Annotated in this window: 25 protein-coding genes and 1 tRNA gene; 11 read left to right on the top strand and 15 right to left on the bottom strand. The window is 64.6% G+C overall.

What is annotated here, in order from left to right:
* Positions 1 to 636 precede the first annotated feature (636 nt).
* The 3 genes from AC1DGP_RS18410 to AC1DGP_RS18400 all read right to left on the bottom strand — a co-directional run bounded on the left by AC1DGP_RS18410 (position 637) and on the right by AC1DGP_RS18400 (position 3,243).
* On the bottom strand, positions 637 to 1,680 hold the full coding sequence (locus AC1DGP_RS18410) for a hypothetical protein (protein WP_476832376.1): 1,044 nt from the start codon (positions 1,678 to 1,680) through the stop codon (positions 637 to 639).
* 242 nt (positions 1,681 to 1,922) lie between these two features.
* A tRNA-Glu gene (locus tag AC1DGP_RS18405) sits at positions 1,923 to 1,998 on the bottom strand.
* A 135-nt stretch (positions 1,999 to 2,133) separates the two neighbouring features.
* On the bottom strand, positions 2,134 to 3,243 hold the full coding sequence (locus AC1DGP_RS18400) for an alkene reductase (protein ID WP_441504456.1): 1,110 nt from the start codon (positions 3,241 to 3,243) through the stop codon (positions 2,134 to 2,136).
* Positions 3,244 to 3,533: 290 nt separating this feature from the next.
* On the opposite strand from AC1DGP_RS18400, the gene AC1DGP_RS18395 reads away from it, so the two are divergent.
* The 5 genes from AC1DGP_RS18395 to AC1DGP_RS18375 all read left to right on the top strand — a co-directional run bounded on the left by AC1DGP_RS18395 (position 3,534) and on the right by AC1DGP_RS18375 (position 7,074).
* Complete coding sequence (locus AC1DGP_RS18395) at positions 3,534 to 4,247, top strand: ComF family protein (RefSeq protein WP_441504455.1); 714 nt, start codon at positions 3,534 to 3,536, stop codon at positions 4,245 to 4,247.
* A gap of 44 nt (positions 4,248 to 4,291) precedes the next feature.
* Positions 4,292 to 4,549, top strand: a complete 258-nt coding sequence (gene grxC, locus AC1DGP_RS18390) for a glutaredoxin 3 (RefSeq protein WP_113512981.1) — start codon at positions 4,292 to 4,294, stop codon at positions 4,547 to 4,549.
* 101 nt (positions 4,550 to 4,650) lie between these two features.
* Positions 4,651 to 5,130, top strand: coding sequence for a DUF1178 family protein (locus AC1DGP_RS18385; RefSeq protein WP_441488067.1), 480 nt, complete (start codon positions 4,651 to 4,653; stop codon positions 5,128 to 5,130).
* A 228-nt stretch (positions 5,131 to 5,358) separates the two neighbouring features.
* Positions 5,359 to 5,709 carry a MarR family winged helix-turn-helix transcriptional regulator gene (locus AC1DGP_RS18380; RefSeq protein WP_441504454.1) on the top strand — a complete coding sequence of 117 codons (351 nt, stop codon included), beginning with the start codon at positions 5,359 to 5,361 and terminating at the stop codon, positions 5,707 to 5,709.
* Positions 5,710 to 5,754: 45 nt separating this feature from the next.
* On the top strand, positions 5,755 to 7,074 hold the full coding sequence (locus AC1DGP_RS18375; RefSeq protein ID WP_441504453.1) for an MFS transporter: 1,320 nt from the start codon (positions 5,755 to 5,757) through the stop codon (positions 7,072 to 7,074).
* A gap of 191 nt (positions 7,075 to 7,265) precedes the next feature.
* Here the strand turns inward: AC1DGP_RS18375 and AC1DGP_RS18370 are convergent, their stop codons facing one another.
* On the bottom strand, positions 7,266 to 7,937 hold the full coding sequence (locus AC1DGP_RS18370; protein ID WP_476767731.1) for an RraA family protein: 672 nt from the start codon (positions 7,935 to 7,937) through the stop codon (positions 7,266 to 7,268).
* Between the two features lie 162 nt (positions 7,938 to 8,099).
* A complete protein-coding gene (locus tag AC1DGP_RS18365; protein ID WP_441504451.1) occupies positions 8,100 to 9,344 on the bottom strand; it encodes an aminotransferase-like domain-containing protein in 1,245 nt (414 codons plus the stop codon).
* A gap of 153 nt (positions 9,345 to 9,497) precedes the next feature.
* On the opposite strand from AC1DGP_RS18365, the gene AC1DGP_RS18360 reads away from it, so the two are divergent.
* Both AC1DGP_RS18360 and AC1DGP_RS18355 read left to right on the top strand, forming a co-directional pair.
* A complete protein-coding gene (locus AC1DGP_RS18360) occupies positions 9,498 to 10,022 on the top strand; it encodes an Lrp/AsnC family transcriptional regulator (protein ID WP_441504450.1) in 525 nt (174 codons plus the stop codon).
* A gap of 113 nt (positions 10,023 to 10,135) precedes the next feature.
* Entirely contained in the window at positions 10,136 to 12,127 is a 1,992-nt protein-coding gene (locus AC1DGP_RS18355) for a methylmalonyl-CoA mutase family protein (protein WP_441504449.1), read from the top strand.
* A 111-nt stretch (positions 12,128 to 12,238) separates the two neighbouring features.
* On the opposite strand, the gene AC1DGP_RS18350 is transcribed toward AC1DGP_RS18355, so the two are convergent.
* On the bottom strand, positions 12,239 to 12,859 hold the full coding sequence (locus tag AC1DGP_RS18350; RefSeq protein WP_113512968.1) for a DnaJ domain-containing protein: 621 nt from the start codon (positions 12,857 to 12,859) through the stop codon (positions 12,239 to 12,241).
* Positions 12,860 to 13,035: 176 nt separating this feature from the next.
* On the bottom strand, positions 13,036 to 14,673 hold the full coding sequence (locus AC1DGP_RS18345) for a M14 family metallopeptidase (RefSeq protein WP_441488060.1): 1,638 nt from the start codon (positions 14,671 to 14,673) through the stop codon (positions 13,036 to 13,038).
* Between the two features lie 116 nt (positions 14,674 to 14,789).
* Here AC1DGP_RS18345 and AC1DGP_RS18340 point away from each other — a divergent pair, with 116 nt between their 5' ends.
* Positions 14,790 to 15,062: a BolA family protein gene (locus AC1DGP_RS18340; RefSeq protein ID WP_441488059.1), complete on the top strand. Its 273-nt coding sequence runs from the start codon at positions 14,790 to 14,792 to the stop codon at positions 15,060 to 15,062.
* A gap of 20 nt (positions 15,063 to 15,082) precedes the next feature.
* On the opposite strand, the gene AC1DGP_RS18335 is transcribed toward AC1DGP_RS18340, so the two are convergent.
* The 7 genes from AC1DGP_RS18335 to AC1DGP_RS18305 form a co-directional block, all read right to left on the bottom strand.
* Positions 15,083 to 16,279, bottom strand: coding sequence for an MFS transporter (locus tag AC1DGP_RS18335; RefSeq protein ID WP_441488058.1), 1,197 nt, complete (start codon positions 16,277 to 16,279; stop codon positions 15,083 to 15,085).
* Positions 16,280 to 16,288: 9 nt separating this feature from the next.
* Entirely contained in the window at positions 16,289 to 17,458 is a 1,170-nt protein-coding gene (locus tag AC1DGP_RS18330; RefSeq protein ID WP_441488057.1) for an acetyl-CoA acetyltransferase, read from the bottom strand.
* Positions 17,459 to 17,733: 275 nt separating this feature from the next.
* A complete protein-coding gene (locus AC1DGP_RS18325; protein WP_441504448.1) occupies positions 17,734 to 18,249 on the bottom strand; it encodes a DUF1801 domain-containing protein in 516 nt (171 codons plus the stop codon).
* A gap of 5 nt (positions 18,250 to 18,254) precedes the next feature.
* On the bottom strand, positions 18,255 to 18,485 hold the full coding sequence (locus AC1DGP_RS18320) for a hypothetical protein (protein ID WP_441488055.1): 231 nt from the start codon (positions 18,483 to 18,485) through the stop codon (positions 18,255 to 18,257).
* A 48-nt stretch (positions 18,486 to 18,533) separates the two neighbouring features.
* On the bottom strand, positions 18,534 to 18,944 hold the full coding sequence (locus AC1DGP_RS18315; protein ID WP_441504447.1) for an SRPBCC family protein: 411 nt from the start codon (positions 18,942 to 18,944) through the stop codon (positions 18,534 to 18,536).
* Positions 18,941 to 19,264 (bottom strand): ArsR/SmtB family transcription factor, encoded by a 324-nt coding sequence (locus AC1DGP_RS18310; RefSeq protein WP_441488053.1) that lies wholly within the window; start codon positions 19,262 to 19,264, stop codon positions 18,941 to 18,943. The genes AC1DGP_RS18315 and AC1DGP_RS18310 overlap by 4 nt, the downstream gene beginning before the upstream one ends.
* Before the next feature lie 263 nt (positions 19,265 to 19,527).
* Positions 19,528 to 20,430 (bottom strand): EamA family transporter, encoded by a 903-nt coding sequence (locus AC1DGP_RS18305; protein WP_441488052.1) that lies wholly within the window; start codon positions 20,428 to 20,430, stop codon positions 19,528 to 19,530.
* Between the two features lie 190 nt (positions 20,431 to 20,620).
* Between AC1DGP_RS18305 and AC1DGP_RS18300 the strand changes: the two genes are divergently transcribed.
* Genes AC1DGP_RS18300 through AC1DGP_RS18290 form a run of 3 tightly spaced genes read left to right on the top strand, consistent with a single transcriptional unit; the run spans position 20,621 to position 24,274 of the window.
* Positions 20,621 to 22,204, top strand: a complete 1,584-nt coding sequence (locus AC1DGP_RS18300) for a D-alanyl-D-alanine carboxypeptidase family protein (RefSeq protein WP_441504446.1) — start codon at positions 20,621 to 20,623, stop codon at positions 22,202 to 22,204.
* 10 nt (positions 22,205 to 22,214) lie between these two features.
* A complete protein-coding gene (locus AC1DGP_RS18295; protein WP_441504445.1) occupies positions 22,215 to 23,132 on the top strand; it encodes a DMT family transporter in 918 nt (305 codons plus the stop codon).
* Entirely contained in the window at positions 23,132 to 24,274 is a 1,143-nt protein-coding gene (locus tag AC1DGP_RS18290) for a CobW family GTP-binding protein (RefSeq protein WP_441504444.1), read from the top strand. The genes AC1DGP_RS18295 and AC1DGP_RS18290 overlap by 1 nt, the downstream gene beginning before the upstream one ends.
* On the opposite strand, the gene AC1DGP_RS18285 is transcribed toward AC1DGP_RS18290, so the two are convergent.
* On the bottom strand, positions 24,243 to 25,859 hold the full coding sequence (locus tag AC1DGP_RS18285; RefSeq protein ID WP_441504443.1) for an AMP-binding protein: 1,617 nt from the start codon (positions 25,857 to 25,859) through the stop codon (positions 24,243 to 24,245). The two genes, AC1DGP_RS18290 and AC1DGP_RS18285, sit on opposite strands and share 32 nt — an antisense overlap.
* Between the last annotated feature and the right edge of the window lie 65 nt (positions 25,860 to 25,924).

Below are 25,924 nucleotides of genomic sequence, written 5' to 3'. Positions count from 1 at the left end.
AACTGAACAAGGTTCCCCGAGAGGAAAATCTCGATGAGCAAATTCCTCTTACATCAGGCGTTGTGGTACATATAGGGGAGCAATACTGCTTTCTTGTACTCTTGATGTTGTAATTGTATTTATCGACTTGATGGACAAAAAGCTTATTGACTCACAAAAATACATAAAGTATTTTTTAAGAAAATACCAATTTGATAATTGAGATATGCTTGAAAGGAGCAACTTTAAGCTATGCCCATTTCGGCGACCTTCGATCCGAACTCAGTTCTGTTGCGACGCGAGGCGAGACGGCTCCCATGCCGGTAGGGCCTCCAGCCACGCTACGGCTTCGCCATGCAGTATGACAGTTCTTCTTCCCGCTTTGCGCGCTTTGAGGCGCCCTGCAGCTATTTCCTGATAGATCGCAGAACGACCACGCCCCGAAACCTTAACCAACCCGCCGATACTATAGGCAAGTTGTTGAGTTGTGTGAATTTCCTTCGTCACTATGACAGTTCCTTTCTCAATTTGCGCCGAATCCGGCGATCTGAACTGAGGAGACAGAACCACATCTCATCTGTTGGATAATATGGATTTGTTTGGAGAAAATTCTGAGTAGGCAGGCGGTTAATCTCCAAGAAAATCTGCGGCAGACGTTCAGCGCAGTTCTCGCGATTTCCTCCTTAGGCGATCCTTCTTAGCCTCAACTGAAGCGCCCACGATCTCTCTGTCGTGTCGTCTAACCACCTCCACGGCTGAAGCATTTTCGGTCATTCCTTCTCGCTGGAGATCACGCATGATCAGCAGCCAACGAGTGTCATCAAACCTAGGGGCTCCCCTTTTTTGACCGGAAGATTGCGGCTTCTGACGATCAAGCCGGTGAGGATGCTCTCCTATCCTAAAGGCCTGAGGAGCGCTTTGACGGAAGAGATTTTGCGCTGCGCGGGTGGACGCATATTGGCTGAATGAACAAGAAAAATCATATGCTCTGAGAGCGGGCATGATCTCGTGCTCGAGGAAATGGAGGCGGGACCAAAGTACACCCTTATCCCCGAGGATGGAGCACCCGTCCAACATACCGCTACCGAGGAATCCATCCCCCATCGAAAAAGATACGTCACTGTTGAGAAAAGCCGCCATGGTTTCAGGAGACAACGTGCCGGGTTCGCCTACTGGCACGATACCCCGCCAAGCTCTCATCAGAATGTCACCGAGACTTCTGGAATACGCGAGCAACAGGTCCTCGAGTTGCTCCCCTAGATTGGCGGGTATTTTTGACCGCACTGAGTGTTGGCAAGCCATCCAAAGTGCGATCTGAATTATCGATACCCTTCCTGCCTCACAACGCGGCTCACCAGCGCATTCCGATGGAAACATCCCCATTACCTGCGACGGGCTAAATCGGTCCTCGGGATGCGCGTAGCAGTCAGGCCATCGGTTCCGTTCCACGGCGACGTCTCGTTGCCGCCAGCCGGGCGAGGACAAATCTAACTCGTCACATCTAGCAGCCGAGATAATGCTCATGGCTCTCAGCTGCTGAAGCAGGCTGGCCTCTGCAGAAGCAGTCACACTTGGTTGCTGCACTTTGAGCGTCTGCCACGTGTTGGCCTGCAGAACGGCTGCCAAATCGCGCATGACGATCCAGATCAGAGCCTGTTCACAAGACCAGTCCGCAAGAAAACTGGATGTCTCAGACGGCATCCACCGCTCCTATCGCCAAACTTCTAACCGGCAAGCCATGCCCCCCACCAAACGGGTCGACAATCGGCGGATCGGTACTCCTGTAGCGATAAGAACAACAAGTTTGAGAGGGAAACTGTAAAGCCGCGCGTCGCGAAAAACGCTCACGTCAGAGTCCATCGGCGTCCATAGACCGCCCGGCACGTTTATTCGATGGATATTTGACGATCTGGCCCGAGATCAACCTAAGTGGTTGAAATCGTTGGCGCTCCCTAGGGGACTCGAACCCCTGTTTTCGCCGTGAGAGGGCGACGTCCTAGACCGCTAGACGAAGGGAGCAGCGCGGCACGGGCGGTGTTTAGTCGGGCTTCCGCGCCGCTGCAACTGTTTTCGTGCATAAGCCTTGGGATAAATCGAATGAAGGCGGACGGTGCGCTCGCCCGCCCTCATGGTTCCATGCGTCGCGGCGGCCGATCAGGCGGCCTTTTCCGCCAGTGAAGGGTAGTCCGTATAGCCCGTGGCATCGCCGCCATAGAAGGTCGCGACATCCGGCGCGTTCAGCGGTGCATCCTGCTGCAGCCGCTCGACCAGATCGGGATTGGCGATGAACAGCCGGCCAAAGGCGATGAGATCGGCCCGGTCCTCGGCCAGCGTCTCGATCGCAAGTTCGCGGGTGAAGCCGTTATTGGCGATATAGGCGCCCTTGAAGGCCTTGCGCAGCGCCAGATAATCGAACGGCAGATAGTCGCGGGCCTCGCGCGTCGCGCCTTCGACGACATGGATGAAGGCGATACCGGTTTCGTTGAGCCGCTCGACCAGATAGCCGAACAGCGCCTGCGGATCGCTGTCGCGCGCATCATTGGCCGGGCTCACCGGCGAGATGCGGATGCCGATGCGGCCTCTCGGAAATACCGTTGCGACGGCCTCGATCACCTCGAGAACGAGCCGCACGCGATTTTCCAACGAACCACCATAGGCGTCGCTGCGCCTGTTGGATCCGTCGCGCAGGAACTGGTCGAGCAGATAGCCATGCGCACCATGAAGCTCGATGCCGTCGAAGCCGGCCGCCCTGGCGTTCTCCGCCGCCCGAACATAATCGGCGATGATGCCTGGGATTTCGTCGGCAGCGAGCTCGCGCGGCTCGGAGACCGCTGTAAAGCCGCTTTCGATATAGGTCTTGGTATTGGCCGGGATGGCGGAGGGCGCGACCGGCGCCTGCTGGCCGGGCTGCAGCGAGACATGGCTGACGCGCCCCACATGCCAGAGCTGCGTGATGATCTTGCCACCGGCCGCATGGACCGCGTCGGTCACCTGCCTCCAGCCGGCGATCTGCTGGTCGTTATAGATGCCAGGCGTCCAGACATAGCCCTGGCCCTGCTGCGAGATCTGCGTGCCTTCGGTGACGATAAGCCCGGCGCTGGCGCGCTGGCGGTAGTACTCGACATTCAAGGCATTCGGGGCATCGCTGCCCCGCGTCGCGCGGTTGCGCGTCAGCGGCGCCATGACGATGCGGTTCCTGAGTTCGATCTCGCCGAGACTGAACGGAGTGAACAGGGAGGCAGCGTGATCACCGGACTGGCTCATTGGATGGTTCCTCTTGGCTCGCGGCCCTTGCCATGAAGCGCTTGAAAACCGCATGGCAAGACAAGTCACCTCGCCTTGCCATGCGTTGGACGCAAGAGGAGATAAGACTTGCATGCGGAATTGGCAGGGCCGCAAATGCTGGCATGGGATGAAAGCAATGCAGCCACTCATTCCCGGCCGGGATCGACACAGGTATGGTCGCGCGGGGAACCGACGATAGAAAATCCTTCTCCCTGGCCGGCACCGGCTCTCGCTGGCTGAACGTTGTCGGGACCGCCTCCCGGCTTGGGATGCGCAGTGCGATAAGCCTCGTCTATCCACCGTCCTGCGTTGCCTGCAAGGGAGCGACCGCCGAGGCTCAGGGCCTTTGCCCGGCATGCTGGAGCGGAATTGGCTTCATCGAGCGCCCGTATTGCGAGTGCCTCGGCACGCCCTTCGCCATCGATCTCGGCGATGGCATCGTCTCGCCTGCGGCGATCGCCGAGCCGCCGGCCTTTGCCCGCGCCCGTGCCGTCTGCCGTTTCGACGGGACGGCGCGCGAGCTGGTTCATCGCCTGAAATATGGCGACCGCCTCGAGCTCGCGATCACGCTCGGCCGGATGATGACGCAGGCTGGCCGCGAAATCCTCGTCGAGGCCGATTGTGTCGTTCCAGTGCCGCTGCATCGCACACGCCTCTGGCGCCGCCGCTTCAACCAGGCTGCGGCACTTGCAAGGGTCGTCGCGCGCCAGAGCGGCGTCGCCCTCGCTCCAGAGGCGCTGACGCGCGTCAAGCGGACGAAACAGCAGATCGGCCTGACGCGTCCCCAACGTATCGAGAACCTGCAGGGCGCCTTCAAGGTCCTGCCGGCGATGAGAGCCACGATCGCGGGCCGCCGCATCCTGCTTATCGACGATGTCCTCACCACCGGCTCGACCGTCAATGCGGCCGCACGGGCCCTGCTGCGTGCCGGCGCCAGCCATGTCGATGTCCTCACCTTCGCGCGGGTGGTGACGGATGCCTGATGGCACACTACATGATGTGTCAGAACAGTATCGCCGGAACCGTCATGCCGCAGATCACGCTCTACACCACCAGCTGGTGCCCCTATTGCACCGCCGCCAAGTCGCTCCTGAAGAAGAAGGGCGCGGCCTTTGAAGAGATCGATGTCGACGGCAAGCCGGAGCTGCGCCGCGCCATGAGCGAGAGGGCCGGCGGCCGCAGCTCCGTCCCGCAGATCTTCATCGGCAACCGTCATGTCGGCGGCTCCGACGACCTGCATGCGCTCGATGCCCGCGGCGAACTCGACACGCTGCTCGCGGCATGAGGCCGCATCATGAGGAATGACAGAATTGCCGGGCGTCCGCGCCAGGTGGCGCGGCGACGGTCCGGGTGTATCACGGCGACCAGCCGCCTCATGAGTCAACGATGATCCGCTATTCCCTTCTTTGCGACAGCGCCCATGAGTTCGAAAGCTGGTTCGCGAGCTCCACCAGCTTCGAGGAGCAGTCGCGCCGCGGCCTCGTCTCCTGCCCGGTCTGCAACAGCAGCAAGGTCGAGCGCGCCATCATGTCGCCGAGCGTGACGCGGACAGATCGCGGACCGCGCGCCGAGGCGCCTGGTTCGGAGGCTCTCCCTGCCCCGGCAACGCCTGCACCAGCCCCCGTCGCTCTGATGGGCGAGAAGGAAATCGCCTTCCGCGAAATGCTGACGGCTCTGCATAAGCACGTCACCGAGACCGCCGAACATGTCGGTCCCCGCTTTGCCGAGGAAGCTCTCAAGATCCATCACGGCGAAGCCGATGACCGCGCCATCTATGGCGAAGCGACGCCAGACGATGCCCGCCTGCTGCATGAGGAAGGCGTCGAGTTCATGCCGCTGCCGCGGCTGCCGGGCGGTCGAAACTAGTTTTTCCTACCAGTCACCCGGCACGCCCAGGCTATCCACGCGCTTGTCGCCCATTAGTCCAAGACGGGATGCTCCCCCTGTGATGTGAGCATCCCGGAGGGCACCTGAAGGAAGCACCGCAGCGCGTGCCCATTCCAGCACCCCTTGCAAATTCATGATTACGGGCATATACCCGCACCCATGTCCAGCCCTTGCATCTGCACGACCTTGCGTTCGGCCTCTCGCCGCATGGCTGCCTTCTACGACGAGGCCATGGCGCCGGTCGGGGTCAATATCGCGCAGTTCAGCCTGATGCGGACGATCGCGCGCTCCGCCCCCGTCACCTTGACCGAACTCGGGCGGTTGACCGAACTCGACCGCTCGACGATCGGCCGCAATGTCCGCGTGCTCGAGAAAATGAAACTCGTGGCGCTCGGCCGCGGCAAGGACCAGCGCGAGGCCACGGTCTCGCTCTCCGATGCGGGCCGAAAGGTCCTCGAAGACGGCGCTCCGCTCTGGCATGCAGCGCAGAAGGCGCTGGATGACCGGCTCGGCGCCGAGGCCATGCGGAACCTTCGCGCGGCACTCGATTCACTTTGATCTCTCGCACAAATGCGGGCATATACCCGCAACTAGGAGACTCGCATGCCCACTGACGCTCTCGCTCCCGCGGCCCCGACCGGGCTTGCAGCGCTCTTCGCCCGGCGCGGCGTGCATTATGGCTGGGTCGTTGCCGCCGTGACCTTCCTCACCATGCTGGTGACGGCCGGCGCGGTCGGCGCGCCGGGCGTGCTGATCGGACCTCTTCAGAAGGAATTCGGCTGGGCAACCTCGGAGATTTCCTCCGCTCTGGCGATCCGCCTCGCCCTGTTCGGCCTGATGGGCCCGTTCGCCGCCGCGTTCATGAACCGCTTCGGCCTGCGGCCCGTCGTCGGCGTCGCCCTGACCTTCATCGCCGCCAGCGTGCTCGGCTCCTTCGTGATGACGCAGCTTTGGCACCTGATGCTGCTCTGGGGCATCGTCCTCGGTCTCGGCACCGGCATGACAGCGATGGTGCTCGGCGCCACCGTCGCGACGCGCTGGTTTGCGCAACGGCGCGGCCTGGTGGTCGGACTTTTGACGGCAAGCACCGCTACGGGGCAACTCGTCTTCCTGCCCTTGCTCGCGGAACTGACCGAGCGCGTCGGCTGGCGCTCCGCCATGGTCTTCGTGCTGGCCATGATCGTGATCGCGGCCGTGGCCGTGCTCCTGTTGATGCGCGACCGGCCCGCCGATGTTGGTCTCGCCCCCTATGGCGAGACCAGGATCGAGCCAGCGCCTGTGGCTCCGATCAGCCTGCTGACCATGCTGGCCTCTCCGCTCGTTGCGCTCCGCGAAGCGGTGCGCACCCAGACCTTCTGGGTGCTGTTCGGAACCTTCTTCATCTGTGGCGCGAGCACCAACGGCCTGGTGCAAACCCATTTCATCGCGCTCTGCGGGGATTATGGCATGGCGGCGGTCACGGCGGCCGGCGTGCTCGCAGTGATCGGCATCTTCGATTTCGCCGGCACGGTGGGCTCAGGCTGGCTCTCGGATCGCTATGACAGCCGCTGGCTGCTGTTCTGGTATTACGGGCTGCGCGGCCTCTCGCTGCTCTACCTCCCCTTCAGCGACTTCTCGTTCTACGGCCTGTCGCTGTTTGCCGTGTTCTACGGCCTGGATTGGGTCGCGACCGTACCGCCGACCGTGAAGATCGCGGCGGACCGTTTCGGCGACAAGACCAACCTGGTCTTCGGCTGGATCTTCGCCGGGCACCAGCTCGGCGCAGCCTTCGCCGCCTATGGCGCCGGCTTCAGCCGGACTGTCTACGAGAGCTATCTCCCGGCCTTCTTCATCGCCGGAGCCTTGTGCCTGTTCGCGGCTGCCTTTGCGATCACGCTCCGCGGGACCAATGCCCCGCTGGCGAGCGCCAGGGCTACTGCCTGAGAGATCAGGGCCAGCAGCAGTGCGATCCTCACAATTGCCTGCTGGGAAAGGCCGGCTGCGGCCCGGCGCGGGTTGGCACCGCGGCGTGGAGCTTAGATCATCGGATCGGATATCGTATCCGGCCCGATGATCTCGGCTTCTGTGCGCGCTTCGGCGTTCCCGAAAACCGCGGCCCACATTTCGGGCAGGCTTCAGAGTGGCTCGATCGCGGGGACCTTGAAGACCTCGACCGTCGACTTGCCGCCCGCCAGGACCCTCTCCCATTCCACCTCGGCGCGGACGCGTGCAAGGCAGGGCTCCAGCTTCGCCTCGGCCAGCGCATGCGGCACGAAAACGAGCCCGTCATCATCGCCGATGACGAGATCGTTCGGCTGCACCGCGACACCGCCGAACACGATCGGGCCGTTGACGATGCCCCGTTCCATCGAGGAGGGGCCGCGTGGCATCACCCAGCGCGAGAACATGATGAGGTCGGGCCATTGCGAGACCGGCCCGACATCCCGCACCGCCCCGTCGACGACGACGCCGGCAATGCCCTTGAGGCGCGCGGCGCCCCCGAGCAGATCGCCGATCATCGCCGCATCACGCCGCCCGCCTGCCGCGACCACGACGACATCGCCGGGGCCGGCCATCGCGATCGCATGATGCACCGGCCCGTAATCGGCGGGTTCGCACCAGGCCGTCACGGCCGAGCCAGTCAGCCGCGTGCCCGGCGCAAAAGGCCGGATCGGCCGGATGCGCGGATCGGCATGGCCGACACCGCCGAGCTGGTCGGCAATGACCGAGCTCGGGACCGCGCGCCAGGCGTCGATCAGGCCATCGGGAAGGCGGGAATTGCGCGGATTGTCGAGGCGGGTCGGCATGGTGATGGCCTTTTTTGGTAGCGGTTCAGAAACTCGGTTCACGCCCCGCCCTCCCGGGCGACCGGAGGAAGGTTTGGTGCTGGACCAGGCAGGAGGGGTTGAAGGCAGAGAACCCGGATCGTCGCTTTGCTCCGTCCGGGCGGGCATTCAATGAGCGCGAGCTCAGGCCGCCCGTCCCGAACGCCTGCCAAGATAGCGCTGAACAGCCCGCTCCAGCCGGCGCACGCCCTCGGCAAGAACCTCTGGCGAGGAGCGCGTGAAGTTGACACGCATCGCGCTGTTGAGCGCCCCATCGGGATCGAACACGCTGCTCGGCACGAAGGCGACCTTTTCCTCGAGCGCGCAACTGTAGAGTTCGTTGGTGTCGATCTCGTTGGACTTCGCCCGCATCCAAACGAACATGCCGCCGGGCGGGATATCCCACTCGAACCATTCGCCGAGATGGCGCGAAGCGGCGGCACAAAGAGCATCGCGCCGCTCGCGATAGGCTGCGACGATGCGCGGAATATGGGTGGCCTCAAAGCCGCTTTCGAGCAGTTCGAGCGCAACCGCCTGGGTGAACATGCTGCTGCTGATGTCGGTCGACTGCTTGGCGAGCGCCAATGTCGCGATCATCCCGGCTTCGGCCACGATCCAGCCGACGCGCAGGCCGGGCACGAGGCTTTTGGACAGCGTTCCCAGATAGATCACCGGGCCATCATAGGCCCCATCCGGATAGCGCGCGGCATGGGCGGCGAGAATGCTGGGCCCGGCCTCGCCATCGAGCTGCAGCGGCAGATAGGGATCGTCCTCGACCAGCCAGGTGCCGGCCTCGAGAACCTTGTCGAGCAAGGCCGCACGCTCGGCCTGGCTGACGAGCACCCCAGTCGGGTTGGAATAGTTCGGCACGGTATAGACGAACTTGGCCTGGCGCAGTGCCAGGTCGAAGCCGGGCCGTTGCAGGCTCCAGTCCAGCCCCTCATAGCGCGGGTGGCGCGGTCGCCAGGCATCGAGCGCGCCGAGATAGGTCGGGAATTGATTGACGATCAGGTCGCCCGGATCGATCAGCGCCTTGCCGATCAGGTCGAGCCCCTGCATCGCCCCTGTCGTCAGCAGCACATTCTCCGGTCCGAACCGCCTTCCCGTGCTGGCCGTGACGCGCTCGGCGATGGCCTGGCGCAACGCCGGCAACCCCTCGACCGAGCCGTATTCGAGCGCGACGGCGCCCCAGCGTTTCAGCGCCCGCTCGCTTGCGGCAGCGATCGCATCCACGGGGTAGAGCTCGGCCGCTGGCAGTCCGCCGGCAAGGCTGATGATATCGGCCCGCCCGCCGATCGCCATGAACTGCTGGGTGATGCTATTGCCGGATTTGAACCACTGCGAGAGCGCAGGACGTGCTGCCGGCAGCTGGGCATTCGATATCGCCATGACGCTTGAACCACCTTCGTTTCAGCCGGGCACGATGTCCTTTGAGCGACTATAACAGTCGCGAAGTGAGAGAATCCGTGCGATGTTCCGGCCTGCTGCGTTTCCTTTGCGGATAATCGCCATTAACCCGCAATTCCGGAGTGAAAATCACTCATGATCGAATTGGACCGGATCGACCGAAGGATCCTGGCCGCACTTCAGGATAACGGTCGGATTTCAACTCTCGAACTCGCCGAGAGAGTCGGCCTTTCGCCGACGCCATGCAGCCGCCGGATCAAGCGGCTCGAAGACGCCGGCGTCATCGAGGGGTACTCGGCGCAGATCAGTCCGACTGCGCTCGGTTTCGGCATCTGCGTGATGGTGAGCGTGAAACTGGCCAAGCAAAGCCCGGATGCGGCAAGCCAGTTCATGACCGCGATCCAGGGCCAGCCCGAGATTACGGAATGCCTGCTGGTCACCGGCAATGTCGACTATCTCTTGCGCGTCTGGGTCAGGGATATCGAGGCGCTCCGCACCTTCATCAGCGCTGCATTGCAGGCGATTCCCTGCGTCGCGGAGACCTCGACCATGGTGATCCTCGACACGCAGAAATCCAACCAGCTCCTGGAGGTAGCCAGCCACGCACCAGGCAGGAAACCACGGTTCAGCCAGCCCAGGCATGCGCCCGGCAGCGTGTAGCGCCGACTCATCCGAAGGTCGGAGACGACTTGCGCGGCCCTCTGGCGTTATCTTCGCCGCAGTGCAACATTGAGATTGCATTGGGTCCAGGGTGGAACGGCAAGGGAGCGGCGATGAACGCGATCGGCCCAATCGGCGACAAGCCGGCGCAGCGTGAGAAACCCTGGATTTTCCGCACCTATGCGGGCCATTCGGACGCGGCCGAGTCGAACAAGCTCTATCGCACCAATCTCGCCAAGGGACAGACCGGCCTGTCCGTCGCTTTCGATCTGCCGACCCAGACCGGCTACGATCCCGACCATGTGCTGTCGCGCGGCGAGGTCGGCAAGGTCGGTGTGCCGATCAGCCATCTCGGCGACATGCGGGCTCTGTTCGACCAGATCCCGCTGGCGCAGATGAACACCTCGATGACGATCAACGCGACCGCCGCCTGGCTGCTCTCGCTTTACGTCGCGGTTGCCGATGAGCAGGGCGCGCCGCGCGCGACGCTGCAAGGCACGACCCAGAACGATCTCGTCAAGGAATACCTGTCGCGCGGCACCTATGTGTTCCCCCCGCGCCCCTCGATGCAGCTGACCACCGATATCGTCGTGTTCACGGCGCGTGAGCTGCCGAAATGGAACCCGACGAACGTCTGCTCCTATCATTTGCAGGAAGCGGGCGCCTCGCCGGTGCAGGAACTCTCCTATGCGCTCGCGACCGCGATCGCGCTGCTCGACTCGATTCGGGCCCAGCCGGAGGTCAGCGAAGCGGAATTTCCGGGAATCGTCGGGCGCATTTCGTTCTTCGTCAACGCCGGCATGCGCTTCATCACCGAACTCTGCAAGATGCGGGCTTTCGTCGATCTCTGGGACGAGATCACGCTGAAGCGCTATGGCGTGCAGGAGGAGGCGATGCGCCGCTTCCGCTACGGCGTGCAGGTCAATTCTCTTGGCCTGACCGAGCCGCAGGCCGAGAACAATGTCTACCGCATCCTGATCGAGATGCTGGCAGTGACGCTCTCGAAGAAGGCACGCGCGCGGGCCGTTCAGCTTCCGGCCTGGAACGAGGCCCTGGGGCTGCCCCGCCCCTTCGACCAGCAATGGTCCCTGCGCATGCAACAGGTCCTGGCCTACGAGACCGACCTGCTCGAATTCGGCGACATCTTCGACGGTTCGGCGGCAATCGACGCCAAGGTCGAGGAGTTGAAGGCCGCAGCCCTCGACGAACTCGCGAAGATCGATGCCATGGGCGGCGCGCTGGCCGCAGTCGAGTCCGGCTACATGAAACAGGCGCTGGTCGAGAACGGCGCACGCCGCATCGAGGCGATCGAGCGCGGTGAGCAGATCGTCGTCGGCGTCAACAAGTTCACCACCAGCGAGCCCTCACCGCTCTCGGCCGGAGAGGGCAATGTCGTCACCGTGCCGGATTCCGTCGAGATGGAAGCCATCGGCCGGCTCAAGGCCTGGCGTTCGGCCCGCGACGACAAGGCAGCACAGGCTGCGCTCGCGGAGCTCTCGGCAGCCGCCAAGGAAGTCCGAAACGTCATGCCGGCCTCGATCGCCTGCGCCAAGGCCGGCGTCACTACCGGCGAATGGGCCCAGGCCCTGCGCGAGATCTTTGGCGAGTATCGCGCCCCGACCGGCGTCGACACCGGCAAGCGGGGCGACGATCCCGGCCTTGCGACCGTCAAGGCCGCGGTCGCGCGCGCGACCGAAAAACTCGGACGCCCACCGCGCTTCCTCGTCGGCAAGCCTGGCCTCGACGGTCACTCCAACGGCGCCGAGCAGATCGCCGTCCGCGCCCGCGATGCCGGCATGGCGGTGAACTATGGCGGCATTCGCCAGACCCCTGAGGAGATCGTCACGCAGGCGCAGGAGACCAAGGCCGACATCATCGGCCTCTCGATCCTTTCCGGTTCGCATCTGCCATTGGTGCGCGATGTCACGGCCCGGCTGCGCGTCGCCGGCATGACGATCCCGGTCGTGGTCGGCGGCATCATCCCGCCCGATGACGAGAATGCCCTGCGCAACATGGGCGTGGCCGCGGTCTATACGCCGAAGGATTTCGCCTTGGACGGGATCATCGCGGATGTCGCCGGGCTCGCGGCGAAAACGCAGAAATAGGGCACTCGGCGCGCCATCGGCAAACCCGCCGGGGGTAGATGGGCGAGCCGGCGCACCGGCAGCGCAGCAGGTTACGTCACATGATCATCCCGGAGGGCCCGATAGGTCGTCTCAGACCAGCCCCGTGGTCTTCAGCTGCTGATACGCCTTGAGGATCTCCTGCAGCGTGCCTTCGCGCGAGCGGTCGCCGCCATTGGCGTCGGGGTGGAAGCGCTTCACCAGTTCCTTGTAGCGCGCCTTGATCGCGACGGAATCGGCCGTGTCGTCCAGCCCAAGCGCATCGAGCGCCTTGCGCGCCACGGCGCCGACGCGGGGCTCCGGCTTTGCAGCCTGCTGCTCCCTGCGCGTGCCAAAGATGTTGAAACCGTCCTGCACCTCGGGCCCGGCATCGCCGGCAGCCGCCGCGCGTCCGCGCTGCGACATGCGTGCCGCCTTGGAATTGACGCCGAGTTTCCAGGTTGGCCGGTGGCCGATCTCTTCCTGCTTCTGATAGGCGGCGAGCGCCTCGTCATTCATGCCGGAGAAGTAGTTATAGGTCGCGTTATAGGCCTTCACATGTTCGAGGCAGAACTGGAAGAACTGGCCTTCCCGCCCCCTGCCCTTCGGCGCGCGGAACTCACCGGCGCGCTGGCACCCGGAATGGTCGCAGCGCACAGCCACAGTCTCGACCACCTCTTCCGCCTCGGAAGGGCCGATCCTGATCCGGTCGAAAAGGCGAGAATTGAAATTCATGGTCTCTCGGTTATGCGGGCGGAAAGCCAAACGGACAAGCTCTGCACGACAGGCGCTGTCAGGCGCCTGCGGCGGACACATTCGAAACGCTGCAGAGATCGGCCCCGATCGCGTCAGAATCCCAGCAATCCGGGTGGCCGTCAATGCGTCCTAGATAATGACGCGCTGCGCCAGTCTCAACGGCTGCATGCGGGATCACCGCCCGAAGCCAATATCGGCCTGGCCCCACGCGGCACGCGGTAGATCGGAGCCTCGCCCGAATCCGCCGCGACCTCGACCAAGCCGACGCCGACATGAGAGCCCGGAGAATCCGGCTCGAATGAGGCGGCGATGACATTCGCCCCCGATTGCGTCATCGGCACGAAGACTGCGGTCGCCGGAACGTCCAGCCGGCGCGGCCTGAGCTCGACCTTCACCGCCTGGTCCGGATTGATGTTCTCGCGATCGGCCTTCTTCACCGTCCCCTTCTGCTCGACGACGAAGGCCTCGACATCGAGCGAAGCCGGCCCGCCCAATGCGCAGACGGCGATGCCCTTCAGCTTCAGGGCTTCAACCGCAGGCTGGCCCGAGGCCAGCACGATATAGCCTTCCGGCCGCACCCGGCGCCCGGTGATCGTCACCTGGCGCGAGTCGCGGAAATCGACTTCCGTCGGCATGTCGGAAGCGGTGTCGGGATTGACCAGCGGGATCGCCATCTTGACGGTGGCAATGCGGTGGCCGACGACCAGCTCGCCTTCGTTCTTCGCCAGTTCGCCGCGCGCAGCCGCGACCGCCTGCAGCACCGCCTTGTCATTGGCGGCGACCGTATCGAGAACCGACCGGGAAATGACGTAATGCGTCGCGATGCGCCGCTCCAGGTTCTCGAGTTTGAGGCCGACGCCGCGCGTCTCGATCAGAAAGGAGACCGCGCCCGAAAGTCCGAACAGGTTGCGCGCGATGCCGGGCGCATTGCCGCCCATCGAGACGACCTTGTCGTCCTTGTTGTAGCCCGTCGTGAAATACCAGAAGGAGGAGAGCCCCTTCTCGGCCATTGCCTTGTCCATCGCAGGCTTGACCAGCTCGGACGCGAGCTTCGTCGTCTGCTGTGGCACGGCCGGATTGGTCGCGTAGAGGATCATAGCATCGGCGGCATTGAGCCCGCCGAACTTCTCGAGCCAGCGATTGGCGACTGAGAACTCATGCACGTCGACGATGACGTCGGGCGGCAGCTCGGCGAGCTTGGCATGCAGCGCCTTCGTCTCCGGCAAGGTCAGCAGCAGGTGATCACGGTTGAGATCAAAGCCGTTGGCACCGGTGCGCTTGTCGGCCGCTGCCCCGTCAGGGTTGGTGCGCGGCACGATCACCACTACCAGCTTGTCGAGCACGGCCTTGAGGTCGGTCGTGGCCAGATCATTGGCGAGTGCGAGCATCGCTTCACCACCGGCCGGCTCGTTGCCGTGCTGCTGGCCGACGAACCAGACGATAGGCCGCCCCAACGCCCTGAGCGCCGCCGCATCCTTGGCGCCTTCCTTGGAGAAGATCAGATAGGGCAGATCACGTCCCTGCTGCGACGTGCCAAGCGAGCCGAGCACGACCTGGGCCGGCGCCTTGGCGGCGAGATCGGCAACGAAGGCGTCGAGCTCGGCCTGCGTGGTCAGCCCGGGCGTGCCGCGTGTCAGCGACGGCGTCGCCAGCGGGATCGGCACGGATTTGTAGCGGGCAAGCACGGCCTCGCTCTGCTTGTAGTCGGCGACCTTGCCCTCCTCCTGCGCCAGAGCGGGAGCGGCTCCGAGCAGCGTCAACAGCCCAAGAGCGAACGCCGTTCTCGTCTTCATCCCAACCTCCAGCGAAATGCCGCATTCACCTGACACCAGGCGGCGACTATGAAACGGCGACGGAGACCGGACAAGCAATCCGCGATTGCTGACGGCCCAGCGGAACGAGGCGACAGATGACCAGCATGGCGGAACGCATCACCAGCAAGCTCGATTCGGCACTGGCGCCGGAGCATCTGCGTGTCATCGATGAATCGCATCAGCACCAGGGCCATGGTGGCTGGCGCGAGGGCGGCGAGACGCATTTTCGCGTCGAGCTCGTTTCCTCCGCCTTTGCCGGCAAGAGCCGGCTGGAGCGTCATCGCCTCGTCAACGCGGCGTTGGCCCAGGAACTGGCCGACCGGGTGCATGCGCTGGCGATTGTCGCCAAGGCACCGGGAGAGGCCTGAGCCGATCAGCTCTTGGCCGATCAGCTCTTGCCCGGCCGCTCCGGCATGAAGGCGTAGATCGCGCTCGGGACGAGCAGCAGCGCCGCAAAGCCCCAATGGAGATGGGCAAAGGTGGTCGCGGCGTCGAGTCCGGCCTGGCGCTGCTCGGCGATGAACCAGCCCGAGCCGGACTGGATCGCCGCTGCGCCTGCAATGAACAGGAAATTGATGCAGGTCATGCCACGCCCGATCAGGTGCTCGGGAAAGAACAGCCGTGCATGCGCCATCAACACCGCATAGGTGAACCCCGTCGCGCCGATGAGCGCGAACAGGCCGATGGCCAGCGCCGAATGCGCATCCCCCCAGAGTGCCAGGGCGATGAAACAGAACGCGGTCAGCACCGTCCCCCACAGGACCAGCGGCTTGCTGCGGCCGAGCCGCTGTTCGAGCCCACCATAGAGGAAGGCGCCCGCGATCATGGTCATCGCCATCGCCGTTGCGACATGGCCGCTGGCGATCGCATCGAAACCGTGCACGCCGCTCATGAAGGGCGCAATCCAGAGACCGCGGATCGTCGCGATGATCGCGTAGCCGGTGAGGGTGATCGGCGCGAGCAGCCAGAGCGGACGGAGCGCGAGAATGCTCCGCAGCCCCTTGAGCAGGCCTTCGTCACCGCCTGAGGCCGCCTTGGCCCTGGGCGGATCACGAACCAGCGCGGCGGCGACCACGGTCGCGGCCAGGAAGCAGGCGGCCACGACCAGCATCGACGGCCGCCAGCCGAAGCGGGCAGCCGCGACCGCCAGCGGGCCCGCGCCGACGAGATTGCCGATCGAGCCGAGGCCGATAAAGGCCGAGGTCAGGAAACCGAAGCGCTTGGGATCTTGCGTGCGTGCGAACAGGAACAGCGCAGACATGAAGATCGGCGAGCAGCCAAGCCCGAGCATCGCCATGCCGAGCGTGCCGGTGACAGCGTGGGTCGCCGTCGCGAAGAGGAAGGCGCCGGCCGAGCCGATTGCCATCGTCACGGCGACGGTCCGGCGCGGCCCCAGCCGGTCGAGCGCCCAGCCGACCGGGAACTGCGCCAGGGCGAAGGTTATGAACCAGGCCGCGCCCAGAAATCCCAGCTCGCGCGGCCCGATCCCCAGATCCGTCATCACCGGGCTGGCGATGACGCTCAGGAAGGATCGGTAGAAGATCGAGAGGATATAGGCCGGCAGCAGCGCCAGGAAGATCGTCACGTCAGACGGTCACTTGATCCGCTCGAGCACCGAGACATAGTTGGCCACCGCAGCCCCACCCATGTTGAAGATACCGCCCAGGCGTGCGTCCTGGACCTGCATGCCTTCGGGCGCCTCGCCAGTGAGCTGCATAGCGCTGAGCACATGCATCGAGACGCCGGTCGCGCCGATCGGATGGCCCTTGGCCTTCAGGCCGCCGGAGACATTGACCGGCAGCTTGCCGCCCTTCTGCGTCCAGCCTTCCTTGATGGCGCGGGCGCCCTCGCCTTCTTTCGTCAGGCCCATCGCCTCGTATTCGATCAGCTCGGCGACGGTGAAGCAGTCATGCGTCTCGACGAAGGAGAGATCATCCAGCGTGACGCCGGCATCGGCGAGCGCCTTCTTCCAGGCTTCGGCACAGCCGTCGAATTTGAGGATGTCGCGCTTCGACATCGGCAGGAAGTCCTGGACATGGGCCATGCCACGGAAGCCGACGGCCCGGCGCATTTCCATCGCCGTCGCCTGATCGGCCAGTACCAGCGCGGCAGCGCCGTCCGAGACCAGCGAACAATCGGTGCGCTTCAGCGGCCCGGCGACATAGGGGTTCTTCTCGCTCTCCTCGCGGCAGAAGGCGAAGCCGAGATCCTTGCGCATCTGCGCATAGGGGTTCTCGACGCCATTCTTGTGGTTCTTGGCCGCGATCATGGCGAGTGCATCCGACTGATCGCCATGGCGCTGGAAATAGGCGGCGGCAATCTTGCCGAACACACCGGCGAAGCCACCGGGGGTCTCGCCATCTTCCGGCAGATAGGAGGCCTTGAGCAGGAATTTGCCGATATCGGCCGAAGGTGTCTTGGTCATCTGCTCGACGCCGACGACGAGCACGATCTTGGCATCGCCGGCCTTGATGGCGCGCACGCCCTGGTGCACGGCGGCCGAGCCGGTCGCACAGGCATTTTCGACCCGCGTCGTCGGCTTGAAGCGCAGCGCCGGGTCCGCCTGCAGCACGAGCGAGGCCGTGAAATCCTGGGCGGAGAAGCCTGCATTGTAGTGGCCGAGAACGATCTCATCGACCTGTTCGGCGGTAATGCCGGCATCGACCAACGCGTCCGTCGCCACGCGGACGATCAGGCTCTCGATGGTTTCGGCATCCTGCTTGCCGAACGGCGTGTGGGCCCAGCCGACGATTGCAGCGCTCATGACGACCTCTCAGAGTAATGTGCAGTTACACTTATCTGCGCCCGACCACGGTATCGTTCAAGCCGGAAACAGCGCAATCCGGCCGTGCGCAGAAAGGGGGACTGCCCGCGAAGCCCCGCTCGTAACGATATAGCGCGTTGCCGCCCATGAGGGGAGAGGATGAGCCTGTTCGCGCATTCTGCGCCGGCTCTCTGCATGACGCTGGAGACTGTGCTGGGCTTGCCTGGTCGAGCTTTCCGCGTCCACCTGTGCCCGCGGCACGTCCAACTGACGGCCTACATTTTCTCGCCGGGCAGCTGACTGGCTTGTTTCACCCAAGCGGCGAACTGCGCCTCGTCGAGTTCGCCCTCATGGATATCGAGATAGCGCACGTCCTTCTGCTTGGACGCACCGAGCGGAACAGGGCTCAGCGATGCGCCGCGGAAGAACGCAACTTTCACGTATGTCGTGAGGCAATGAAAGCCGAGGAACCAGCCTTGGTCCTGACCCTCCACTCCGTAGAAGGGCGAATTCCATTTGACCGCCTTGCGCGCCCCGGGAACGGTGCGCTCGATGATGGCATCGAGGCGGCGTCCGACGTCGCTTTTCCAGCCCGGCATGGCCGCGATATAGGCCTGCACGGGGGCGTCACCATAGCCCTTGGCAATCTGGGGATTGCCACCCGAAAGCAGGACGACTTCGCCCGGCTGCGCCTTCAGCGCCGATCTGCGCGGTCTGGCCCGCTTCTCGAGAACCGGCTCGGCGGCCTCGTTCTCCGTGGCCTGCTCCGGCTTTCTGGACATCCCAGTCATCATCTTCACTGCTGTCTGGCGGTGCGTCGGCCGCCGCCCGATTTGGCGGCATAGGGCAGCGCGAACATGTAGAGACCGGTGGGCAGAAGCACGAAGAGCGGGAACAGCGGCAGGAAATACACCCACTCGGCAGGCTGCTTCCCAAGGCCCAAGGCGATGAAGATCGCGATGACGACCACCGTAAAGATAATCGACATCCAGCGGTGGATCTGCCGAATCCAGTCGTTCCAGTTCATTGGGACCTCCTCTGAGGGCAAGGTGCAGCGGATCGGGCGACGCAGACGTCAATCCGTCCGCGCCATGACCTCTTCCAGATTTCCAAAGAACCGCGGCCAGCCAGCCATTGCTCCCCGGTAATAGGGCTGCTGGTCCGGCCTGAACCCCGTCTGCTCCATGCGCAGAAAGGTCCCGGTGCTCGTAGGGATGAGCGTCCAGGTGACGACGCTCTCGAGATCCTTGGTGTTCCACGTGTAGGTCAGCGTCTTGTGCGGCTCGATCGCCTGAATTTGACACTCGACGACGCCCCAGTCCGCGCTGAGATTGAACCGGTGGCCCAGATCTGGCTTGAAGTTGTTCTTCATCAGCCACTCCTCGATGAGATGCGGTTGCGTGAGAGCGCGCCAGAGCTTTTCCGACGGATGGGCTATCTCACGCTCGACAACGACCGAGAGCGTTTCGGTCGACGTTTCGTTCATTGGTCCATCCTCTTCAGCAGGTCTTCGAGGTCGTCGAATTTACTGTGCCAGAACCCGGCCATTTGGTTCGTCCAGTCGATCAGCGGGCCCAGGGCGCCGATTTGCGCGCTATAATGCGTCTGACGCCCTTCATGGCGATCCCGCACCAGCCCGGCCTGCTTCAGAATGCCGAGATGCTTTGAAACGGCCGGCTGCGAGATCCCGGCTTGGGCTGTGAGTGCCCCGACCGTCTGCTCACCTTCGCGACACAGCCGTTCGAAAATGCCCCGCCGCGTCGGATCGGCGAGCGTCCTGAAGAGCGCGTCGTGAGCGTTCAGCATCGGAACCCATAACTCATTGGCTATTGATTTGACTCATAACCGCCGAGATATGCGTAGGTCAAGCGCGGTGCTATCGCAGCACCATGATCGGTCACAGGAACCACCGGACATGTCGTACGGAGAGGCAGCCTCGCCACCCGTTGCGGCGCGGCTGTTCATCGGTCAGCCGGCACATATCGGCGCTGGGTCGAACCTGTCAGGCACCCAAGATCGGCCGTGTCCGCAAGATAGTCGCCCAAGCGGTTCCGTGGAGCGGCGGCCGGCTAAATCGCCAGCATCAGGAGCAGGCCGACACCGAAGACGATCATTGCCATGCCCAGCAGTTCGCGCCGCGTCGTACCTTCCGAGAACATCTTGCGCGAGGCGATCTGCGCCAGTGGCACTTCGATCAAAGCCAGGGTCCGGACATTGGCCGCCGTCGTCAGCGAGAAGCCGATGAACCAGAACTGCGAAGCCGCCGCGCCAAGGAAACCCGCCGTCAGCGAACGGCGCCAGTTCTTCAGGCTCAGGACCAGCGCCTTGCGGTTGGCGATCAGCATGTAGAGCGTCAGGATCAGTGTCTGCAGGCCCAGCCCCAGAGCAAGGGTCGTCGTCGCCCGGATCAGGAAGTCGCCATCCGGCAGAGACTGGATCGCGCCGCGATAGCCGATGGCCGACAGCGCGAAGCAGGCGCCTGAGCCGATGCCGAGCAGCGCGGGACGCAGGCCCGCCCGGCTCAGCTTTTCGCCCGGCTTCCAGGAAACCAGGACGACACCGGCCGTTGCGATCACGATCGCTGCGAATTTCGCCGGGCTCAGCGCATCCCCGAGCAGCAGCGCTCCGAAGACCGCCACCTGGACTGGCTCCGTCTTGGTATAGGCGGTGGTCACGGCGAAGGAGCGCTCTCTCATCGCCGCCAGCATCAGGGCCGTCGCCGCGATCTGGGTCAGCGCGCCCCAGCTCGTGATGCCGAGCGTCGCAAGGCTGATCTGCGGCGGCAGGCGCCCCAGGCCAAGGCAGACGAGGAGCAGGAACAGCAGCGCGAAGGGCAGACCGAACAGGAAGCGCACCTGCGTCGCGCCGACGACGCCGATCACCTCCGTCAGCGAGCGCTGGGTGAGGTTGCGCGCCGTCTGCAGCAGCGAGGCGACGATCGTTGCCGGGATCCAGAAGAGGGTAAAGCTCACGCGGGCATCCGGGGCTGGAACTGTGACCAAGGCTTTACGGCCGCCCGACATGACTAGGCAAATCGCTCCGCTGGGGGTAGGTATGCGTCCATGGGCGGGCCGATCGGTCGCGCCGTCTCGAAAATGCCGCACGCGTCGCGTTGAACCCTGCGCCTTCAACCCTCGTCCAGACAGGCTCAAGACCCGCCCGATGAACGCTCCCCGTCTCGCTGTCCTCGCCCTTGCCCTGTCCGTCAGCGCTCCGGCCCTCGCCGGCACGAGTCTGGTGGTCGATGCGTCCAGTGGCGCCGTTCTCTCCAGCGAGAATGCCAGCCAGGCCTGGCACCCGGCCTCGACCACGAAGATGATGACGGCCTATCTGGCGCTCAAGGCAGTGCGGGCCGGCAAGCTCGGGCTTGAAACGGCGATCCCCGCCTCGAAGCGGGCCGCGAGCCAGCCGCGCGTCAAGGTCTATATCCGCGCCGGGCAGGAGATCACGCTCGACAACGCCCTGCGCATCATGATGGTGAAATCGGCCAACGACATCGCCTATGTCATCGCCGAGGGCGTCGGCGGCGATGTCGAGACCTTCGTCGGGATGATGAATGCCGAAGCCCAGCGCCTCGGCATGAATGACACGGTCTTCACCAATCCGAATGGCTGGCATGATCCGAACCAGCAGGTCAGCGCCCGCGACCTCGCGGTTCTCGCCATGGCGCTGATGCGCGAATTCCCGGACTATTCCGATTACTGGAACACCGGCTCGGTTCAGCTCGGCAAGCAGGTTCTCCAGAACACGAACGGCCTCGTCGGACGCTATTCCGGCATCTCCGGCATGAAGACCGGTTTCGTCTGTGCCTCGGGTTTCAACGTCGTGGCGACGGCGACGCGTGGCGGCCGCACGCTCGTCGCGGTCGTGCTGGGTGCGCTGTCCGCCTCCGAACGCACCGTCAAGGCGGCGCAGTTGCTCGATGACGGCTTCTCGAAATGGGGAGGCTCCGGCTACACCCTCGCCAGCCTGCCCTCCGGCAATGGTGGACGCGCCAACAATATCTGCGACGAGGTTCGCCGCAGAGGCGGCGGCGTGGCTTTGGCCGACGATTCCGACGTGTCCGGCCCCATCGCCGCCAATGCCGCATCCGGCAGCGGCAATGACAACGCCATGAGCGAGCGCTTCGGCGGACCGCAGCCGCAGGCTCGCGCCACAGGCGCCCTGCTGATGCGCACGCCCTCCGGCCGGATCACGCTCGGGCCGCGCGCGCCCATGACACCGGTACAGGTCTCCTTCGGCCGCTCACCGAGCTCTGCTTCGGCCCCGCTCGCCGCCAATGTCACAGCGCGGCCCGACACGCAGTTCGCCCGCGATCGCGCGCCGGTCATTACGCCAGGAGCCCCGGTGTCCGCCGGAGTAGCATCCGGCCCATCGACACGCACCGCCTCGAGCAATGGCGCCATTCCGCGCGGGACGACGGCCTTCGCTCCGAGCAGCGAGGATGTCCAGCCTCCGTCGAATGCCTTCCAGAGCGGCCCCATGAAGCTGCAGGGCGCGATCCGGCCCGGCGCGGCGGCGGCGTCCAGCCTGCGCCCTGGCTCGGCCGCAGGCATCAAACAGGCCGCCCGCCCGCCAGTAAGGCCGGCCCCCGCCAAGCCCGACGCGGCGGCGAAGGCCAAGCCGGAAGCGGCGGCAAAGGCCAAGACCAAGCCGGGGCAGAGCGAACCCAAGCCTCAGCCGGCCCGCACAGGCGCCGTGAAGCCCCCCGTCAAGCCGAAAGCCAAGGTGAACGACGACGCCTGAGTCCTGGAGGGTGCGCGCCGAGACAGCCCGCACCGCCAGTCGACACGGCATCGCCCTGGCGTTTGCCTCGGCTGCCGCCTATGGCAGCAACATCGTCTCGGCCCAGCTCGCGGGCCAGGCCGGCCTGAGCGGGCCGCTGCTGGTTTTCTACCGGGTTTTCATCATGCTCGCGCTGGTGGCCGGAGCCGCCTGGCTTCTGCGGGCAAACTTCAGGGTTCCGCGGCACCAATACCGGGCGCTGCTGGCCTTCGGCCTGACCAGCGCTCTCGTCGGCTCGGCTTACCTGTCCTCGGTCGCCTTCCTGCCCGTGACCGTCGCCGCCGTCATTTTCTACACCTACCCGGTTATCATCGTCCTGGCCGAGCCGCTGCTGACGCCTGCGCGCTTCAGCCTCGACCGACTTGCGGTGGCGCTGACCGCCTTTCTCGGTGTCGGCATGGTCGTCGGGCCCGATCTGCATGGGCTCGATCCGCGCGGGCTTGCGCTCGCGCTCGCAGCCAGCCTCGCGGCCGCGGCACAGTTTTTCGCGGGCTCCGCCTGCGCCGCGACGCCGCTCGCGCCAAAACTGTTCTGGTCGCATCTGCTCATCCTGCCGGTGACAGCGGGCATTCTCGCTTTCGTTGGCGGCTTTGCCCTTCCGAGCGCGCTGGCCTTGGCACCGATGGCCGTCGCGATCACCATTGGCGGCTATCTCGTCGGCTTCCTGTTCCAGGTGATGGCATTGGCCCGTGTCGCGCCAGGCCCCGCTGCCCTCACCTTTTGTGCCGAGCCGGTCTTTGCCGTCGGGATAGCCGCCGTGATGCTCGGCGAGCGGGTCGGCGCGCTGCAATATGCGGGCGGCGCCCTTGTCGTCGTCGCGATCATGGCTAATGTAATATTGGAACAAAATCGGGCGCGACGCGTGCCTGCCCTTAGCCTTGATCGATGATGCCCGACATGACCGGTAGCGACCAGAGACCCATCCCGATCCCGTTGACCTTGCTCACGGGCTTCCTTGGAGCCGGCAAGACGACCCTGCTCAACCGGCTGCTCAAGGACCCCGCGCTTGCCGATACCCTCGTGATCGTCAACGAGTTCGGCGAGATCGGGCTCGACCATCTGATGATCGAGGGTGTCGAGGAGAACATGGTTCTGCTCGCCTCCGGCTGCCTCTGCTGCACCATCCGCGATGACCTCATCGTCACGCTGGAAGACCTCTTGCGCCGCCGCGACAACCATCGCATCGCGCCATTCAAACGCGTGGTGATCGAGACCACCGGCCTTGCCGACCCGGCACCGATCCTCAATGTGCTGATCAACCACCCCTATCTCGCCATGCGCTTCAGGCTCGACGGCGTCGTCACGCTGGTCGATGCCGTCAACGGCATGGCGACGCTCGACGCCCATGAGGAGGCGCGCAAGCAGGTGGTCGCGGCCGACAGGATCGTGCTGACCAAGGCGGACCTGGTCGCGGATGGTCAGGCGGTCGAGGTGCTACGCCAGCGACTCCTGGCGCTCAATCCCGGGATCAACCTTCTCGCGCCGGATGCTCCGGCTGCGGACTTGATCAGCGCCGGCCTCTACGACCTTGCCGACAGGCCCCAGGCCCTGCGGAACTGGCTTGCCGTCGAGGCTCTGGCGACCGGCTCGGGCGGCCATCACCATCACAATCACGATCACGATCATCACGCCGATGGACACGGGCACGGGCATGACAATCATCATCATGATGTGAACAGGCATGACGAGAGCATCCGCGCCTTCTCGCTCTCGGCTGATGCTCCGATCAATCTGGCGACCTTCGAGCTGTTCTGGACCTTGCTGCGCTCGACCCACGGGGCGAAGCTCCTGCGGCTGAAGGGGCTCGTCGCCATAGCCGAACACGCCGGCCAGCCGCTGCTGGTCCATGCGGTCCAGCAGATCCTGCATCCCCCGATCCTGCTCGACAGCTGGCCTGATGCAGACCAACGCTCGCGCCTGGTCCTCATCGTCAAGGACCTCGACGAGGCGATGGTGCAGCGCCTCTGGGCCGCCTTCCTTGGTCAGGCTTCGGCGGCGCTCACGCCTCCGCGCGCAACAGCCGCCGGATGATCTTGCCCGTCGTCGTCAGCGGCAGTTCCTCGCGAAAGGCGATCTCGCGCGGATATTCGTGCGCCGAGAGCCGCTCGCGCACGAAGCGTTGAAGTTCACCGGCCAGATCCTGCGAAGGCGCGAAGCCGGCATTCGGCACGACGAAGGCCTTGACGATCTCGGTCCGGAGTTCGTCCGGCTTGCCGACGACCGCCGCCAGCGAAACCGCCGGATGCTTCAGCAGGCAGTCCTCGATCTCCCCCGGCCCGATCCGATACCCCGATGAGGTGATGACATCGTCGTCGCGGCCGACGAAGTGGACATAGCCATCGGCATCCCGCACGGCCTGATCGCCAGTGGTCATCCAGTCGCCGATGAATTTGTCGACCGTCGCCTCCGGCCGGAGCCAATAGCCGAGGAACATCACCGGGTTCGGCCGCCGGATGGCAATCTGCCCTTCCTCGTCCGGCGCGCATTCCGAGCCATCGGGCCGGATGATCGCGACCTCATGGCCGGGAGTCGGCTTGCCGATGAAGCCGGGCCGGCTGACGCCGATCATCGCGCAGGACGACAGCACGAGATTGCACTCGGTCTGGCCATAAGCCTCGTTGATCGTCAGCCCCAGCGCCTCGCGGCCCCAGCTCAGCGTCTCGGCTCCAAGCGCTTCGCCGGCTGCCGCGACCGTGCGCAGTTTCAGGTCAAAGCGGTCGCGCGGCTTGCCCACACTGCGCAGCATCCGGAGCGCTGTCGGCGGGATGAAGGCATTGCGGATGCCGAGATCGGCCATCAGCCGAAAGGCGTCTTCGGGGTCGAAACGGGTATGGGCGCGCGCCACGACCGGAACGCCGAAATGCAGCGCCGGCAGCAGCATATTGAGCAGACCGCCGGCCCAGGCCCAGTCGGCCGGCGTCCAGGCGAGGTCGCCGGGCATCGGCAGGAACTCGTGCACCATCTGCACACCGGGCAGATGCCCCGGCAGAACCCTGTGGCCATGCAGCGCGCCCTTCGGGTTGCCCGTGGTGCCGGAGGTATAGATCATCAGAGCCGGATCGTCGGGCCCGGTGTCCGCAACTGAGAAATCCTCGCTCGCATCCGCCAGCAACTGCCCCCAGTCCTCAGCACCCGCCCCGGCGCCATCCGTGGACACCATCAGGTCGAGATCGGGCAGCGGCTCGGCAATCTGCCGAACCTTCATCAAGCCCGCTGCATTGGAGATGAGCGCGCTCGCGCCGGAATCGCGCAGGCGATAGGCCAGCGCATCGACCCCGAAGAGCGCGGCCAGCGGCACCGCGATGGCGCCCAACTTATAGGCGGCGAGATGTGCGGTGAGCACGGCCTCTCCCTGCGGCAGCAGGATCGCGACCCGATCTCCGACGCCGACGCCGCGCATCGACAGCGCCGTCGCCAGTCGGTTCGATTGCGCTCGCAACCGGCCGAAGCTGACCGGCGTTACCGTCCAGTCAGGGGCGACGTCGAGAATGGCCGGCCGGTCGGGCTCCAGCGCGGCCCAGCGATCGCAGACATCGACAGCAATGTTGTAGCGCTCTGGAATCCGCCACTGGAAGGTCTCGCGCAGGCGGCCGTAATCGCGCAAATCGGGAAGCATGAAAGATTGAGGGTCCGGCGTTGATGGCGCGGCACGATAGGCAGCCCTCGCCGCGCTGTCACCTT

The organism is Allobosea sp. 05T433 (assembly GCF_056396065.1).
The sequence above is the reverse complement of the archived record's forward strand: the minus strand, read 5'-3'. Positions and strand labels throughout refer to the sequence as shown.